A 16,416-nucleotide genomic window follows, 5' to 3' on the forward strand; every position below is an offset into this window, starting at 1 on the left:
TATTTTTTTATTTTAGACCATACCTAACTTTCTCTCCTTTTAAATTTATTCCTTCTAAAATTAAAGAACTGCTTTCCAAAAGTTTTCTTTTAGCGTCTTTTGCATCTTTAACTTCAGATTCATTTATTCTAGTTATTATAAAACCTTTATCTACACCTAATCGTTTTAAAAAAGGATTTACATTTTCAGTAATTTTGGCACCTGAATTTAATTTATTCTTTTTCAAATCAGACTTTGACAAATCTTTAATTATTATCCCTAAACTTCCTACTGAAACAAAATCTTTTTTACTTAAAACTACTAATTTTTCTAGCTCATTTCCATCTCTAACAACAGTCACTATAACTTTATCCCCAGGTCTTCTCGCAGTTAGTTGTCCTTTTAAATCTGAAAACTTAGAAATTTTCACATTATTAATTTTTGTAATAATATCTCCTTTTTTTATTCCTGCTTTTTCTGCTCCTCCATTTTCTGTTACTGTTGTAACTTCCACACCATCCTCAGTATCATCATAACTTATACCTATTAAAGCCTCTTGAACAGTTCCAAACTCTAATAAATCATCTACTACTTTTTTAGCTATGTTTGAAGGTACTGCAAATGAATAGCCTATAAACGAACCTGTTCTTGAGGAAATTGCCGTATTAATTCCTATTAATTCTCCTCTTGTATTTACTAAAGCTCCTCCACTATTCCCTGGGTTTACAGCTGCATCTGTTTGAATAAATGAGTCAATATTAGTATTTCCATCTAAATCACGTCCTTTAGCACTTACAATACCCGCCGTTACTGTTGATGTTAAATTATACGGATTCCCTACTGCTAAGACCCATTCTCCTACTTTTATATTATCGGAATTTCCAAAAGGTATATTAGGCAATTCAAAGTCAGCCTCTACTTTTAACAAAGCTATATCGTTACTTTTATCTGCTCCAATTAAAGTTGCCTTTAACTTTTTTTGATTATTCAGCGTAATTTCAATATCACTTGCTCCTTCAATTACATGATTGTTGGTTACAATATACCCGTCAGGTGAAATAATTACGCCACTTCCTGTACCTATTTGCTCAAATTTTCTTGTTCCACTTCCTCTACCATAAAACAATTCGGCTAATGGGTTTTGTTGTGTTCGTATAGATGTGTTTTTAACATGTACTACCGCATGTACTGTTTTACCAGCTGCTTCTGTAAAGTCGGTTGGTGTTGACGTTGAGTTTATTACCGTTGGCGTATAACTTGCCTTTACAGTTTGCATTGTTGGTTCTACCGCTTTTTCTACAATCACTTGCGGTTTCTCTATAAGTGTCTTATATCCTGCAAGTGCTATTGCGCCTCCTAAAATCGCAATTCCTAAAGTTCTAATTATTTTCTTCATATGCTTACAAAATTTTATACTTCAAATATACAGTTTTTAACATTTCAAGTAAATGTGTTTAACTTCAATTTAACTGATTTTAACCGCTATTTAACAATCTTCTTTCCTTGATAAAATATGTATCTTTGTTTATTATTATGGATTTAGAATTTTACAAATACCAAGGAACGGGTAACGATTTTATCATTATTGATAATCGTTCAAAAACCTTTCCAAAAAATAAAACTGACATAATTGCAAAATTATGTGATAGACACTTCGGCATTGGTGCCGATGGTCTTATCTTACTTGAGGAAGACGATGCTACCGATTTTAAGATGGTGTATTACAACTCTGACGGAAATGAAAGCACTATGTGTGGTAACGGAGGGCGTTGTATTGTAGCTTTTGCTCACAAACTTGGACTTTTCGAAACTGAAACTACTTTTATTGCCATTGATGGACTGCATCATGCTTCTATTTTTAACAACCTTGTTTCTTTACAAATGATTGATGTTAACAAGGTGAATGTTTTTGACAAGTACGTTTTTACCAATACAGGATCGCCACATCATGTTCAATTGGTAAACAACCTTGCTAATTATGATGTTTTTTTAAATGGAAAAAAAATCAGGAATGAAATTTATGGTACCGAAGGTAGTAATGTTAATTTTGTAGAACAAATAACAAATAACACTTTTAAAGTACGCACCTACGAGCGTGGTGTTGAAAATGAAACTTTAGCCTGCGGAACAGGTGTTACTGCCGTTGCTATAGCCATGCATGCAACTAAAAAAACAAACAGTTCATCTATTACCTTGCCTGTTGAAGGCGGAGAGTTAGAAGTTTCTTTTGAAGAACAAGATGGAATCTATTGCAATGTGTTTTTAAAAGGACCTGCTACATTTGTATTTGAAGGTAAAATAAATATTTAGTGCACACGTTAACTGGAACACATATTAAATTAAGAGCTTTAGAACCTGAAGATTTAGCATTTTTATTTCAGATTGAAAATAATGAATCCTTTTGGGAAGTGAGTCATACGCAAGCTCCGTTTTCTAAATTCTTATTAAAGAAATATTTAGAAAATGCTCATTTAGATATTTATGAAGCTAAACAGTTACGATTAGTTATTGATGAAAAAACAACAAGTAAATCCATTGGTATGATAGATTTGTTTGATTTTAACCCACAACATAAGAGGGCTGGTATCGGCATCTTAATTCACCCTGATTCTCAACAGAAAGGGTTTGCCTCTGAAGCTTTACAATTACTAATTAACTATTGTTTTACACATTTGCATTTACATCAATTATATGCTAATATTACTCACGACAATACAAACAGTTTATATCTTTTTAAAAAACAAAACTTTGAGCTAATTGGAGTTAAAAAAGATTGGACATTTCATAACGGAACATATAAAAACGAACTATTATTTCAATTAATCAATGAATAAGAAAATCATCTTAGGAGGTATTGCTGCTATTTTTTTAATTGGCGGAATTATTGGTTTTAACTACTATCAAAAAATTTTTGGTAAAGCTGTTACTAAAAATGGTGCTATCTATATAGGCTCTAACGCTTCTTTTGTAGATATTAAAAAACAACTCTCTGAATTTGTTAAACATCCTGAAAATTTTGTTTGGGTTGCCAAAAAGAAAAAATTCACACAACCTAAGGGTGGAAAATACCTATTAAAAAAGGGCATGAACATGAATGATGTTGTAAACCTTTTAAGAAGCGGAAATCAAACACCAATTACTTTATCTTTTAACAACCAAGATACCTTAGAGAAATTAGCAGGAAGAATAGCAGAACAAATCGAGGCAGACTCAATTACTCTTTTACAAGCTATGAAAGATCCTTCTTTTTTAGCTACCAATAAATTTACTAAAAAATCTGTATTAGGAATGTATATCCCTAATAGTTATGAGTTTTATTGGAATACTTCTGCTGAAAAGTTCCGCGATAAAATGTTACGTGAATACAATCGTTTCTGGACTTCTGCTAGATTAGAAAAAGCTAAAAAACTAAACCTCTCTAAAGAAGAAGTAACTACTTTAGCCTCTATCGTTCAGAAAGAAACAGCTAAGAAAATAGAACGCCCCATTGTTGCTGGCCTATACTTAAATAGACTAAAAGATAATTGGCCTTTACAAGCAGACCCTACAGTTATATACGCTATTAAAGAAATTAAAGGGCAAGATTTTGTTGTAAAAAGAGTATTGAACAAAGATTTAGTAATAAACTCACCTTACAATACCTATAAAAATACAGGACTTCCTCCTACGTTAATTGCAATGCCAGATATTTCGTCTATTGATGCTGTTTTAAATCATCATCAACATAATTATTATTATATGTGTGCTAGTGTTGATAAAATTGGTTTTCATGAATTTGCTAACTCTTTAGCACAGCATAATAGAAATGCTATTAAATACCAACAATGGGTAAATCAACAGGGAATTAAGAGGTAAATTAACAAAATTTTATTCTTATTTTTTTATTAAAAAAAATACTAAAAACACAATTAAAATACTTTTTTTATATGTTTTACCTAAAAAAAGCACCAAAGAACAACTTAATTCTCAATAGATAAAACTATAGTTTACTGATTTATAGTCTGTTATAAAAATTTACTGTATATTTGCGCCGCTAAACAGAAAGTATCTAATTATCAAACATTTAGTATTTATTTTTTTAGGATTTGTATTATTAACCAGTTTTACAGAGACTACAGCTAAAAAAGAAAAAACTACTACAACAACGCCAATACCAATTCATAAGGTAGAAAAGGTAAACATTCCTTTTTTATTAAATGATTTTGTAGGATTTAAAGAAGCATTAGCATTTAAAGAATCACAAGGTAGGTACAGAGTAGTGAATACACTTGGATATTTAGGGAAATACCAATTTGGTAAAGAAACCCTAAAAAGATTTAGGATTTACAATACTATTAATTTTCTTAAAAAACCAGAATTACAAGAACGAACATTTGTAGCTTATTGTAAATTAAACAAATGGATTTTAAGAAAAGACATTAGGAGAAGTGTTGGTAAAACCATTAATGGAGTTAAAATAACCGAATCTGGTATTTTAGCAGCAGCACATTTAAGTGGCGCTGGTAATGTAAAAAAGTTCTTACGTTCAAATGGAGTTGTCCGTTTTAATGATGCTTATGGAACTTCAATACAATTATACCTTAAAAAGTTTGCAGGTTATGATGTTTCTAATATCAAAGCCAACAAAAAACCTACGGTTTAATCACAAAGAATCTAGTTATTTGCAAACACAACCAATTAAAAACACCATTTTGATAAAATCAAAATGGTGTTTTTAATATCTTTTTACCGTCCTAACAATGTAGAGTTCACTCAATGTAATTATTTATGAATAATAAAAATTGCTGGTCGCTTATGTAAATCTGTTTTTACTTGCTTCCACTCTTTTACTGTTAACGTTTTTATATACTCTGTTGGAAGTGTTATATCACACGCTACACAAACTCTTGTTTCAGGAGACAACGTAGCTCGCAAATCATCCAACATTTTTTCATTTCTATATGGTGTCTCAATGAAAAGCTGCGATTGATTCTTCTCTTTTGAAAGTTTTTCTAAATCTTTAATTGCTCTTTTTCTATCTGATTTATCAATAGGTAAATAACCATTGAAAGCAAAACTTTGTCCGTTCATTCCAGAAGCCATGATTGCCAATAAGATAGAAGAAGGTCCTACTAATGGAACTACTTGAACTCCTTTTTGATGTGCCAGCTTAACAATACTTGCACCTGGATCTGCTACAGCTGGAACTCCTGCTTCTGAAAGTAAACCTACAGATATTCCTTTCTCGCAAGCATCTAAGTAATTTTTGGTTTCCAAATCATCAGAATACTTATCTAACAACATCAACTCTAGCGAAGGTTGCGATTTTGTTGGTGTTATTCTTTTAATGAATCTTCTGGCAGACTTTTCGTTTTCTACAATAAAATAATCTAATTGTTCTACTACTTTTCTTACCGACAATGGCATTACCTCTAATGGTTCTGTATCACCTAATGTTGTAGGAATCAAGTATAATTTACCTTTCATTATTTTTGTTCTAATTTTGAAGCAATAATCTTACATGCTCCATCTAACATTTTATATACATTTTCAAAACCTTGACCTCCTCCATAATACGGATCTGGAACGTTCCTATTCTCATCAGGATATAACTCTTTCAAAATCATTTTCACTTTTTTTTGCTGTATTTCAGTCTCTGACATGGCTACAATATCGTCATAATTACTCTTATCCATTACAAAAATTATGTCAAAATTATCAAAATCAGCTTTTGTAAACTTTCTTGACCGTTGATTAGTAATATCTATTCCGTACTTTTTAGCCACTTCAATAGAACGTCTATCAGGGAGTTCTCCTACATGATAATCGGCAGTTCCTGCAGAATCAACCACAAAACTTTTTAATGAAAGCTTCGATTGCAAAATACCTTCAGCAAGCGGCGATCGACAAATATTACCTAAACAAATCATTAATATTTTTTTCATACTCAAAAAAAAACCTCAACTAAGTGAGGTTTGTTATTTTATAGAGTTAACTTTTTAGTTAAATCTTCTACATATTTTTTAAACTGCTTATCAGTTTCTGTCAAATTATCTACAGTTTTACATGCATGTAACACCGTAGCGTGATCTCTTTTACCTATTTGACTTCCTATACTTGCTAACGACGACTTTGTCATTCGCTTTGCAAAATACATAGCCAACTGACGCGCTTGTACAATATGACGTTTACGTGTTTTAGATTGTAAAGTCGCCACATCCATATCAAAATATTTTGATACTACTTTTTGTATGTAATCTATAGACAACTCTTTTTTAGTGTTCTTAACAAATTTATCTACAATTTGTTTTGCTAAATCAATTGTAAATTCTTTTCTATTAAAAGAAGCTTGAGCTATCATCGATATAATCACTCCTTCCAATTCACGAACATTTGATTTGATGTTTTTAGCAATATACTCTACAATTTCCTCTGGCATTTCAACACCATCCCTATACAACTTGTTTTGTAATATTGAGATTCTTGTTTCATAATCTGGTGCTTGTAATTCAGCTGACAATCCCCATTTAAAACGAGACAATAAACGTTGTTCAATATCCTGCATATCTACAGGTGCTTTATCTGAAGTTAAAATAACCTGTTTTCCATTTTGATGTAAATGATTAAAAATATGAAAGAAAACATCTTGTGTACCTGATTTACCTGATAAAAACTGTACATCATCTATAATTAGTACATCAATCATTTGATAGAAATGAATAAAGTCATTTCTTGTATTTGATTTTACCGAATCTATAAATTGTTGTGTGAATTTTTCGGAAGAAATATACAACACTGTCTTATCTGGATACTTATCTTTTATCTCAACACCAATAGCATGCGCTAAATGTGTTTTCCCTAGTCCAACTCCTCCGTATATTAACAATGGATTAAATGACGTTCCTCCTGGCTTATTTGCTACAGCCATACCAGCAGAACGTGCCAATCGGTTAGAATCTCCTTCAATAAAATTTACAAAGTTATAATTTGGATTCAATTGAGACTCAATCTTAACCTTTTGCAATCCAGGAATAACAAATGGGTTTTTCAATTCGCGTTTTGATTCTAACGGAACTGTTACCTTCTGTGGTTTTAATGGATTACGGTTTGAACTAGGTATTTTTACTGTTTGCGGACTATTACTACTATACGTATTTTCCATACGTACATCGTAAATTAATTTAGCGTCATTTCCTAACTGACGAACTAAAGCTACTCTTAACAATTTTATGTAATGCTCTTCCAACCACTCGTAAAAAAATTTACTTGGTACTTGAACTGTCAAAGCTTCCCCCGCCAATTTAATTGGCTTTATCGGTTCGAACCAAGTCTTATATGCCTGTGGTTTAATGTTGTCCTTAATAAAGGTCAAACATTCCATCCAAACTGAATCGGCTGTTTTAGTCATATTGGTAAAAAACAATTTTATTTGTTAATTTTTATATCAGATTTACGGGGATTCCAAACACCTAAGTCTGGGCAAACAAAAGTGTGAATAAATTTTAGTATAAAAAAATGAAATCGCTATTGACTTTTATTTTTTTTTTCCGTAACGTTAGTCGAACTAAAATAAATTTATTTTTTTGCGAAAACATTACACAACTATACGTGTTCGGTATGCTGAAACTGATCAAATGGGAGTAGTTTACCACGGAAACTACGCACATTTTTTTGAGATTGGCCGTACCGAATGGCTACGTTCTCTGGGCGTTACCTACAAATATATGGAAAAATCAGGAATCATGTTACCTGTTATTTCGTTATCTTGTAACTTTAAAAAATCAGCATTATACGATGATAAACTAACCATTACAACCATTTTAAAAAAAACACCTTCGGTTAAAATTGAATTCGACTATGAAATTACCAATCAAAATAACGAACTAATTTCAACTGGAAATACAGTATTAGCATTTATTAACAATAATACAAAAAAACCTATGCGTTGTCCTGATTATATTCTAGATAAATTAGCTATCTTAAAGAACTAATCAAACACGTAAAAAACATATGAAAATATACACTAAAACCGGTGATAAAGGTACCACTGCTCTATTTGGTGGTACTCGAGTACCAAAATACCATTTAAGAATAGAAAGCTATGGAACTGTTGATGAACTTAACTCTTATATTGGATTAATTAGAGATCAAAACATTGATGACACTCTAAAAAAGAAATTAACAAAAATTCAAAGCGATTTATTCACATTAGGTGCAATGTTAGCCACACCACCAGAAAAAGAAACTTTAAAAAGTGGTAAAGAACGTTTAAACATTCCTAAAATTAATGAAGAGTCTATTCAGTTTTTAGAATCTGAAATTGATCTTATGAATGAAAACCTACCCCAAATGACACACTTTGTACTACCTGGAGGGCATCAAACCGTGTCATTTTGTCACATAGCACGCTGCGTATGCCGTAGATCGGAACGGTTAGCAGTAGCTTTAAATGAAGAAGAAACAATTAGTGATACTGTTTTAAAGTATTTAAACCGACTTTCTGACTACCTTTTTGTGTTGGCACGAAAGTTGACTCAAGACTTACAAGCTGACGAAATTAAATGGATTCCCGAAAAGCTTTAACGAAGTTCTTTAATTATTGATTTCACATTTTTTAAAAAAAACTTGACTTTCTACAAAAAAAAATTATTTTTGCGGAAAATCTTATTAAACAGATAAAGAAATGTATTGGACACTTGAATTAGCATCTTATTTAGCAGATGCACCTTGGCCTGCAACTAAAGACGAATTAATTGATTATGCTATTCGTACTGGAGCACCGTTAGAAGTGGTAGAAAACTTACAAGATATCGAAGATGAAGGTGAGGCATACGATTCTATTATTGAAATCTGGCCAGATTACCCAACAGAAGAAGATTATCTTTGGAATGAAGATGAATACTAAAAAAATACAATGATAAAAGTCTCTGTTACAGAGGCTTTTTTTTTGCTTACTTTTAAGCACTTAATAAAGCAAACATAAAAAACTATTTAAAAACAAGTTAAGTAGTTGTAAAACAATATTTTAAAAATGAGCGTTTTAAATTCGATTATAAAACTATTTGTTGGAGACAAACAACAAAAAGATCTAAAATCATTACAACCGATTGTAGAAAAGGTACAATCTTTTGAAAATTCATTAAGTAATTTATCAAACGATGAATTACGGGCAAAAACAATCGAATTTAAATCTAAAATTAAAGATGCTACGAAGTCTTTTCTTGATAAAATAACTGAGCTTGAGGAAGAGGTTAAAAAAGCAGATATTGATCGCCAAGAAGAAATTTATACAGAAATAGATAAATTGAAAGACGAAGCTTATGAAGCCTCTGAAGCTGTTTTACTAAACATTATGCCAGAAGCTTTTGCTGTCGTAAAAGAAACTGCAAAGCGTTTTACTAACAATACTGAACTAGAAGTAACTGCTACTTCTTTCGATAGAGAATTATCAGCTACCAGTGAACATATTACCTTGAAAGATGACAAAGCTTTTTGGGCTAACTCATGGGACGCAGCAGGTAAAGAGGTTATTTGGGACATGATTCATTACGATGTTCAGTTAATTGGTGGGTCTGTATTACATCAAGGTAAGATTGCCGAAATGATGACTGGGGAAGGAAAAACATTAGTTTCTACGCTACCAGTATACTTAAACGCTTTAACAGGTAACGGCGTACATGTTGTTACTGTAAACGATTACTTAGCTAAACGTGACCGTGCGTGGATGGCTCCAATTTTTGAGTTCCACGGATTAAGTACTGATTGTATTGATTTCCATCAGCCAAACTCTGAGGCACGTAGAACAGCTTACAATGCTGATATTACCTATGGAACTAATAACGAATTTGGATTCGATTACTTACGTGATAACATGGCTAACTCTAAAAAAGACTTAGTACAGCGTGCACCAAACTATGCTATTATTGATGAAGTAGATTCTGTTTTAATTGATGATGCTCGTACACCATTAATTATTTCTGGACCAGTACCACAAGGAGACACTCATGAATTTAACGAGCTAAAACCTTTGGTTGCAGACTTAGTTTCACTTCAAAACAAATATTTAGTAGGTGTTTTAGCTGAAGCAAAACGTTTAATTAAAGAAGGTGATACAAAAGAAGGTGGTTTCTTATTATTAAGAGTTTACAGAGGACTTCCTAAAAATAAGGCCTTAATTAAGTTTTTATCGCAAGAAGGTGTGAAACAAATCCTTCAAAAAACTGAAAACTTTTATATGCAAGACAACAACAAGCTAATGCCTGAAGTTGATGCAGAGTTATGGTTTACCATTGAAGAAAAAAATAATCAAATTGACTTAACAGATAAAGGTATTGCACACCTTTCTGATATCACAAAAAATGAAACTTTCTTCGTTTTACCAGATATTAGTGTAAAAGTTGGTCAAATAGATAACAGTGACGCTACTCCAGAAGAAAAAGCAGATCAAAAAGAAGAATTATATCGTGAGTTTAGCATAAAAAGCGAACGTATCCACACCATGAATCAACTTTTAAAGGCCTATACCGTTTTTGAAAAAGATGTGGAGTATGTGGTGATGGAGAATAAAGTAATGATTGTAGATGAGCAAACAGGCCGTATTATGGACGGTCGTCGTTACTCTGACGGATTACACCAAGCCATTGAAGCAAAAGAAAATGTAAAGATTGAAGATGCTACGCAAACTTTTGCTACCGTTACGTTGCAAAATTACTTTAGAATGTACCGAAAGCTATCAGGTATGACCGGTACAGCGATTACTGAAGCTGGTGAATTCTGGGAAATCTATAAATTAGATGTTGTAGAAATTCCTACTAACAAACCAATTCAAAGAGACGACAAACAGGATTTAGTTTATAAAACAACTCGTGAAAAATATAATGCAGTAATTGAAGATGTTGTAAAATTAGTTGGTGAAGGAAGACCCGTGTTAGTTGGTACTACTTCTGTTGAAATTTCTGAATTATTAGGAAGAATGTTACAAATCCGTAAGATTCCTCACAATATCTTAAATGCAAAATTACACAAAAGAGAAGCCGATGTAGTTGCTGAAGCTGGTAATCCAGGAGTAGTTACAATTGCTACTAACATGGCAGGTCGTGGTACCGATATTAAATTATCTAATGAAGTAAAAGCCGCAGGTGGTTTAGCTATTATTGGAACAGAACGTCATGATTCACGTCGTGTAGACCGTCAGTTACGTGGTCGTGCAGGACGTCAAGGAGATGTAGGTTCTTCTCAATTCTATGTAGCCTTAGACGATAACCTTATGCGTTTATTTGGTTCAGATAGAATTGCAAAAATGATGGATAGAATGGGATTAAAAGAAGGCGAAGTAATTCAGCATTCTATGATTTCTAAATCTATTGAAAGAGCACAGAAAAAAGTAGAGGAAAACAACTTTGGTATTCGTAAGCGTTTATTAGAGTATGATGATATTATGAATGCACAACGTGAGTTTGTATACAAACGTCGTCGCCATGCTTTAGACGGAAAACGTTTACAAATTGACATAGCAAATATGATTTACGATACGTGTGATTCAATTGTAAGACAAAACAAAGAAATAAAAGACTTCCAAAACTTTGAGTTTGAATTAATTCGTTTCTCTGCTATGACTTCTCCTTTTTCTGAAGAAGAATTCAACAAAGCATCAGAACAAGATTTAATTGACAAGTTATATAAAATAGTAGCAGAAAACTACAAAAACGATGCGGAAAGAAATGCTGAAAATGCATTCCCTGTAATTAAAAATGTTTTTGAAAATGAAGGTGATCGTTACGAGCGTATCGTTGTTCCTTTTACTGATGGTTCAAAAACTCTACAAGTAGTTACCAACTTAAAAGAAGCTTACGAAAGTGAAGGAAAATCATTAGTAAACGATTTTGAAAAAAACATCACCTTAGCGATTATTGATGAAAACTGGAAGGATCACTTACGTAAAATGGACGAGTTAAAACAAACTGTTCAAAATGCTACATACGAGCAAAAAGATCCTTTATTAGTTTATAAATTTGAAGCTTTCGAATTATTTCAAGAAACGATTGACAAAGTAAACAAAGAGGTATTATCATTCTTATTCAAAGGAAAATTACCAAGTCAAGAAGCTTCACAAGTATCAGAAGCTCGTGAACAACAACGTGAGCAATTAGATTTACGTAAAGACGAGGTTCAAAACTCAACACAGCAAGCTATTAGCAACGCTCGTAATCAACAAACACAAGAACAACAAGCTGTAGAAACTATTATTCGCAAACAACCAAAAATTGGTCGTAACGAAAAAGTTACTATCAAAAATGTGATGTCGGGTGAAGAAAAAGAGGTTAAATACAAACAAGCTATTCCTTTATTAGAAAAAGGAGAATGGGTATTGTACAACAAGTAATCTCAAAATAATTTATATACAAAAAGCTCGGTTTTACCGAGCTTTTTATTTTTTTATAACTAAGAGAATTACATTTCTCCCAATTCTTTTAATAATTTTTCTGAATTTGCTTTTACATTTGCTGGCGGATTTAACGATAATGACTTTTTTAAGGCTTTTACAGCATTTTTCTTATCTCCTGCTGCTTTGTATGCTTCACCTAAACTATCATACGCATTTGCACTTGTTGGGTTGTTATCTACATTTTTTTTCAAATACTTTATTGCCCTTGGGTAATCTTTTGCGTTCAACATGGCATATCCTAATTGATTTAATTGATTAGTATTGGCTATTGATGCAGCCTCATCCATTAATTTACCATATTCTTCTACTCTACCCAATTTATTTAATATTTGCGCTTTTATAGAAAGGTTTCTAAATGTTTTTTGACTATAAAACTGTCCTTCAATAGCATTATTTACCCAACCAAGAGCTTCATTTAAATCTCCTCCATTATTTAATGAATAGTTAGCAGCTTGCTCCCACGTTTGTCTACTGAACCCAGACTGACTTTGTAATTTCTTACGTATATCTTCTAAAACAACATTGGTTACATCTACTTCTATTTTAAAAGGTATTTGCTTCTTTTCCCATTTTAAAGAAGCTACTGTAGAGGCCTTATCAACATTTGTAAAATCAAATGTTAGTTGCTCAACATGGGGAATCGTTTTGGTTTTAACATTAACTCGCAAAGCATCTTCACTTGAGTCATAAAAAAAACTACCCCAAGCTGTATGATTTTTAGAAAAAATTATCGTAGCTGTATTATCAGTATTTATAACCATATGTAACCCATACTTCCCTGCTTTTAAAGGTTTCCCTTCTACAGATACATCATTGGTAAATTTTATTACTGTATTCTCATTAGCCCCAGCTCTCCATGGCGATTCTTTCGCTGTACCAAATCTTAAATCATTCATTCCATATGGAACTAGTTTCCCCCACACCTCTCTTCCTTTAACACTTGGACGAGAGTATTTTATGTAAACATCAGTAATCCCTACACGTTGTGAAACAGTAGCTAGCTGGCTACCTCGAGGTAAATTTAACTGTGCTTTTAAATTAAAACTTAACATTATTAAAAAGCACGTAATAACTTTTGTAAAATTCTTTAATTTCATCTTAAATTTTGATTTAGTTTAACTGTTTGATATTTCAAGTTAAAAACAAATATGAGCAACTACTGTTAGTAATACGTTAAAATATAATTTGTAACCATTTTTTAATATACTTTAACAGGCTATTTTAAAAACAAAATTCACTTTTACATAACCTTTACTACACTTTTTAGTAAAGATTTTATTACTAATAATTTATAATTACTTCACTTTTTAAAAACATTCGAAAAGTAATTTTGATAAACATCGAAGTGCACTTAGAATGAAAAAAAACAAAAGACGCAAATTAGATATTGCTGTAATATCAGATGTACACTTAGGTACTTTTGGTTGCAGAGCTACTGAGCTCAATAATTACCTAAAAACCATTAATCCTAAGATTTTAATTTTAAATGGTGATATTATTGACATTTGGCAATTTAACAAACGGTATTTCCCTAAACCACATATGAAAGTCATCAAACAACTGATGAATTTTATTACCTCAGGAACAAAAGTTTACTACATCACAGGAAATCATGATGAAATGCTACGAAGGTTTAAAGGTTTTCGCTTAGGAAGCTTTGAAATCGTAAATAAAGTAGTATTAAATATTGATGGTAAAAAAGGATGGTTTTTCCACGGAGACGTATTTGATGTGACTATGCAACACTCTAAATGGCTTGCTAAGTTAGGCGGAATGGGTTATGATTTCTTAATCTTAATTAATACCTGTGTAAACTGGATAAGTCTTAAAATGGGTTATGGCAGACTCTCTTTCTCTAAAAAAATTAAAAATAGCGTAAAAAGCGCTATTAAATTCATTAACAATTTTGAAACTACTGCTGCCGATATTGCTATTGACGAAGGGTACAATTATGTGGTATGTGGACATATTCATCAACCAGAAATAAGAACAATCGAAACTGAAAAGGGAAGTACTATTTACTTAAATTCTGGTGATTGGATAGAAAACTTAACCGCTTTAGAATATAAAAACAAAAAATGGTTTTTATACGAATACGAAAAAGATGAAATTGCTAAAAACATTCATTTAAACCATACTATAAAAGACTTAGAACTCATTAGTTCTAAAAATAATAACAGCGAACTTTTTTCTGAATTACTTAAAGAGTTTAACATTAAAAGCTAATAATCATGAAAGCTAACAATGGGCATTTAGTTAGAAAATAGTTAACGCCTATTGACATGGTTAAATTACTAAAAACAAACAATTACGAAAATTAAAAAAATGAAAATATTATATGCCTTTCAAGGAACAGGAAACGGACATGCAAGTAGAGCCTTAGAAATTATTCCACATTTACAAAGGCGTGGAGATGTAGATATATTGGTTAGTGGGTCACAATACGAAATAGAACTTCCTTTCGATATAAAATATAAATTACATGGTATGGGGTTCGTTTTTGGTAAAAAGGGTGGAATCGATCTAATTAGTAGCTTAAAAGACTTAAACCTAAAGGAGGTTTACAAAGAAATTAAAACACTTCCTGTAAAAGAATACGATTTGGTTATTAACGATTTTGAACCTATTTCTGCTTGGGCATGTTTATTTAGAAATGTTCCTATTATTTCTTTAAGTAACCAAAACGCTTTATTAAACGATAAAAATTCTGCCTTTAAAAGGTTTAGATTAGAGCGTTTAATTATAAAATACTACGCTCCTGCAAAAAACAAATTTGGTTTTCATTTTAAAACAGATTCTTCATCAACCTTCTTGCCTATTATTCGTAAAGAGATTCGCTATCGAAATATTACAAACAAAGGGCATTATACTGTATACTTACCATCGTATAGCGATGAAAAAATAATTAAAGTACTTTCAAGCATAAAAGATATAAAATGGCAAGTCTTTTCTAAAAAAACTAAAGAACATCAATTCTTCCATAACATTACCATCTTACCAATTAACGACAATGCATTTATTCGAAGTATGGCTTCTGCAAAAGGAATAATTTGTGGTGCAGGTTTTGCGACACCTACAGAGGCCTTGTATTTACGTAAAAAACTATTGGTTATTCCTATGAAAAATCAATACGAACAACAATGCAATGCTGTTACTTTAAAAGAAATGGGAGTTACAGTTATAAAAAAACTAAGCAAAAAGCAATTACCTAAAATTGAAAAATGGATTAACACCTACAAAACTATTGAAGTTCATTACCCTGATGTTACCGAAGATATGTTAGATGCTATTATTTTACCTTATTATAACAAAACTGTTTTACCAGAAATTACCATTGAATAGTTGTTACACCTACACTTTGTAAAAAATCGTTGGTTTTTGAAAAGTGCTTGTTCTCAAACCAATACCCACGATTCGCACTTAAGGGTGATGGATGGCCAGAAGTTAAAATATGATGCTTATTTTTATTTATCAATTTTGCTTTTTTCTTAGCAAAACCACCCCAAAGTAAAAACACTACATCTTTTTTTTCTTCGGATATTTTCTGAATTACAGCATCGGTAAACTGCTCCCAACCTTGTTTTTGGTGACTTCCTGCCTCACTAGCCCTAACCGTTAAGGTAGCATTTAGCAATAATACTCCTTGTGTTGCCCAACGCGATAAATCGCCACTTTTTGGATATGGAATGTTTACATCTTTTTCTATCTCCTTAAAAATATTAATGAGTGATGGTGGATGCGCAATTCCATCATGTACCGAAAAACACAACCCGTTTGCCTGCCCTACTCCATGGTATGGGTCCTGACCAATTATTACCACTTTTAAATCATCTAACGCACAAAAATTAAACGCTGCGAAAATATCTGAACCTTTTGGATAACACGTATGTTTTGAATATTCATTTTTAACAAATTTGGTAAGATTTTCAAAATATAATTTCTCAAATTCAGGTTGTAAAATTTTTTTCCAGCTATCATTAATTTTTACTTGCATTCTTTGTTATTTTTGTCTT

General features: G+C 31.7%; 16 protein-coding genes. 10 read left to right on the top strand and 6 right to left on the bottom strand.

The features are described from left to right. Positions 1 to 7 precede the first annotated feature (7 nt). Positions 8 to 1,375: a trypsin-like peptidase domain-containing protein gene (locus ACKTSW_RS00360; protein WP_408023287.1), complete on the bottom strand. Its 1,368-nt coding sequence runs from the start codon at positions 1,373 to 1,375 to the stop codon at positions 8 to 10. 137 nt (positions 1,376 to 1,512) lie between these two features. Here ACKTSW_RS00360 and dapF point away from each other — a divergent pair, with 137 nt between their 5' ends. The 4 genes from dapF (at position 1,513) to ACKTSW_RS00380 (ending at position 4,621) form a co-directional block, all read left to right on the top strand. Then, complete coding sequence (gene dapF, locus ACKTSW_RS00365; protein ID WP_408023288.1) at positions 1,513 to 2,289, top strand: diaminopimelate epimerase; 777 nt, start codon at positions 1,513 to 1,515, stop codon at positions 2,287 to 2,289. Further along, entirely contained in the window at positions 2,289 to 2,813 is a 525-nt protein-coding gene (locus tag ACKTSW_RS00370) for a GNAT family N-acetyltransferase (RefSeq protein ID WP_408023289.1), read from the top strand. Before dapF ends, ACKTSW_RS00370 begins: the two co-directional genes overlap by 1 nt. Then, positions 2,806 to 3,834 carry an endolytic transglycosylase MltG gene (gene mltG, locus ACKTSW_RS00375; RefSeq protein WP_408023290.1) on the top strand — a complete coding sequence of 343 codons (1,029 nt, stop codon included), beginning with the start codon at positions 2,806 to 2,808 and terminating at the stop codon, positions 3,832 to 3,834. Before ACKTSW_RS00370 ends, mltG begins: the two co-directional genes overlap by 8 nt. A gap of 199 nt (positions 3,835 to 4,033) precedes the next feature. Then, positions 4,034 to 4,621, top strand: a complete 588-nt coding sequence (locus ACKTSW_RS00380; RefSeq protein WP_408023325.1) for a peptidoglycan-binding protein LysM — start codon at positions 4,034 to 4,036, stop codon at positions 4,619 to 4,621. 119 nt (positions 4,622 to 4,740) lie between these two features. Here the strand turns inward: ACKTSW_RS00380 and ACKTSW_RS00385 are convergent, their stop codons facing one another. From ACKTSW_RS00385 to dnaA, 3 genes are read right to left on the bottom strand one after another with little or no spacing between them, the layout of a single operon-like run. Next, entirely contained in the window at positions 4,741 to 5,445 is a 705-nt protein-coding gene (locus ACKTSW_RS00385) for an SAM-dependent methyltransferase (protein ID WP_408023291.1), read from the bottom strand. Next, complete coding sequence (locus ACKTSW_RS00390; protein ID WP_408023292.1) at positions 5,445 to 5,903, bottom strand: low molecular weight protein-tyrosine-phosphatase; 459 nt, start codon at positions 5,901 to 5,903, stop codon at positions 5,445 to 5,447. Before ACKTSW_RS00390 ends, ACKTSW_RS00385 begins: the two co-directional genes overlap by 1 nt. A gap of 38 nt (positions 5,904 to 5,941) precedes the next feature. Next, complete coding sequence (gene dnaA / locus ACKTSW_RS00395) at positions 5,942 to 7,366, bottom strand: chromosomal replication initiator protein DnaA (protein WP_408023293.1); 1,425 nt, start codon at positions 7,364 to 7,366, stop codon at positions 5,942 to 5,944. Between the two features lie 175 nt (positions 7,367 to 7,541). On the opposite strand from dnaA, the gene ACKTSW_RS00400 reads away from it, so the two are divergent. The 4 genes from ACKTSW_RS00400 to secA all read left to right on the top strand — a co-directional run bounded on the left by ACKTSW_RS00400 (position 7,542) and on the right by secA (position 12,340). Continuing rightward, positions 7,542 to 7,949, top strand: coding sequence for an acyl-CoA thioesterase (locus ACKTSW_RS00400; RefSeq protein WP_408023294.1), 408 nt, complete (start codon positions 7,542 to 7,544; stop codon positions 7,947 to 7,949). 19 nt (positions 7,950 to 7,968) lie between these two features. Then, positions 7,969 to 8,541, top strand: coding sequence for a cob(I)yrinic acid a,c-diamide adenosyltransferase (locus ACKTSW_RS00405; protein ID WP_408023295.1), 573 nt, complete (start codon positions 7,969 to 7,971; stop codon positions 8,539 to 8,541). Between the two features lie 100 nt (positions 8,542 to 8,641). Then, entirely contained in the window at positions 8,642 to 8,863 is a 222-nt protein-coding gene (locus tag ACKTSW_RS00410) for a DUF2795 domain-containing protein (RefSeq protein ID WP_047789198.1), read from the top strand. A 126-nt stretch (positions 8,864 to 8,989) separates the two neighbouring features. Beyond that, positions 8,990 to 12,340 (top strand): preprotein translocase subunit SecA, encoded by a 3,351-nt coding sequence (gene secA, locus ACKTSW_RS00415; protein WP_408023296.1) that lies wholly within the window; start codon positions 8,990 to 8,992, stop codon positions 12,338 to 12,340. Positions 12,341 to 12,408: 68 nt separating this feature from the next. Here secA and ACKTSW_RS00420 read toward each other — a convergent pair whose 3' ends face one another. Further along, complete coding sequence (locus ACKTSW_RS00420) at positions 12,409 to 13,455, bottom strand: DUF2911 domain-containing protein (protein ID WP_408023297.1); 1,047 nt, start codon at positions 13,453 to 13,455, stop codon at positions 12,409 to 12,411. Between the two features lie 304 nt (positions 13,456 to 13,759). Here ACKTSW_RS00420 and ACKTSW_RS00425 point away from each other — a divergent pair, with 304 nt between their 5' ends. Beyond that, entirely contained in the window at positions 13,760 to 14,629 is an 870-nt protein-coding gene (locus ACKTSW_RS00425) for a UDP-2,3-diacylglucosamine diphosphatase (RefSeq protein ID WP_408023298.1), read from the top strand. Between the two features lie 99 nt (positions 14,630 to 14,728). After that, a complete protein-coding gene (locus ACKTSW_RS00430; RefSeq protein WP_408023299.1) occupies positions 14,729 to 15,745 on the top strand; it encodes a glycosyltransferase family protein in 1,017 nt (338 codons plus the stop codon). Here ACKTSW_RS00430 and ACKTSW_RS00435 read toward each other — a convergent pair. Then, positions 15,732 to 16,397 carry a uracil-DNA glycosylase gene (locus ACKTSW_RS00435; protein ID WP_408023300.1) on the bottom strand — a complete coding sequence of 222 codons (666 nt, stop codon included), beginning with the start codon at positions 16,395 to 16,397 and terminating at the stop codon, positions 15,732 to 15,734. The genes ACKTSW_RS00430 and ACKTSW_RS00435 overlap by 14 nt on opposite strands. Between the last annotated feature and the right edge of the window lie 19 nt (positions 16,398 to 16,416).

Origin of the sequence: Tenacibaculum sediminilitoris (genome assembly GCF_964513795.1) — a bacterium.
Classification (GTDB): Bacteria; Bacteroidota; Bacteroidia; order Flavobacteriales; family Flavobacteriaceae; genus Polaribacter; species Polaribacter sediminilitoris.

Bases quoted from the DNA above. Each gene is read 5' to 3' on its own strand.
- ACKTSW_RS00360 (WP_408023287.1), bottom strand. From the start codon at position 1,375: ATGAAGAAAATAATTAGAACTTTAGGAATTGCGATTTTAGGAGGCGCA.
- dapF (WP_408023288.1), top strand. From the start codon at position 1,513: ATGGATTTAGAATTTTACAAATACCAAGGAACGGGTAACGATTTTATC.
- mltG (WP_408023290.1), top strand. From the start codon at position 2,806: ATGAATAAGAAAATCATCTTAGGAGGTATTGCTGCTATTTTTTTAATT.
- ACKTSW_RS00385 (WP_408023291.1), bottom strand. From the start codon at position 5,445: ATGAAAGGTAAATTATACTTGATTCCTACAACATTAGGTGATACAGAA.
- ACKTSW_RS00390 (WP_408023292.1), bottom strand. From the start codon at position 5,903: ATGAAAAAAATATTAATGATTTGTTTAGGTAATATTTGTCGATCGCCG.
- dnaA (WP_408023293.1), bottom strand. From the start codon at position 7,366: ATGACTAAAACAGCCGATTCAGTTTGGATGGAATGTTTGACCTTTATT.
- ACKTSW_RS00405 (WP_408023295.1), top strand. From the start codon at position 7,969: ATGAAAATATACACTAAAACCGGTGATAAAGGTACCACTGCTCTATTT.
- ACKTSW_RS00410 (WP_047789198.1), top strand. From the start codon at position 8,642: ATGTATTGGACACTTGAATTAGCATCTTATTTAGCAGATGCACCTTGG.
- secA (WP_408023296.1), top strand. From the start codon at position 8,990: ATGAGCGTTTTAAATTCGATTATAAAACTATTTGTTGGAGACAAACAA.
- ACKTSW_RS00420 (WP_408023297.1), bottom strand. From the start codon at position 13,455: ATGTTAAGTTTTAATTTAAAAGCACAGTTAAATTTACCTCGAGGTAGC.
- ACKTSW_RS00425 (WP_408023298.1), top strand. From the start codon at position 13,760: ATGAAAAAAAACAAAAGACGCAAATTAGATATTGCTGTAATATCAGAT.
- ACKTSW_RS00430 (WP_408023299.1), top strand. From the start codon at position 14,729: ATGAAAATATTATATGCCTTTCAAGGAACAGGAAACGGACATGCAAGT.
- ACKTSW_RS00435 (WP_408023300.1), bottom strand. From the start codon at position 16,397: ATGCAAGTAAAAATTAATGATAGCTGGAAAAAAATTTTACAACCTGAA.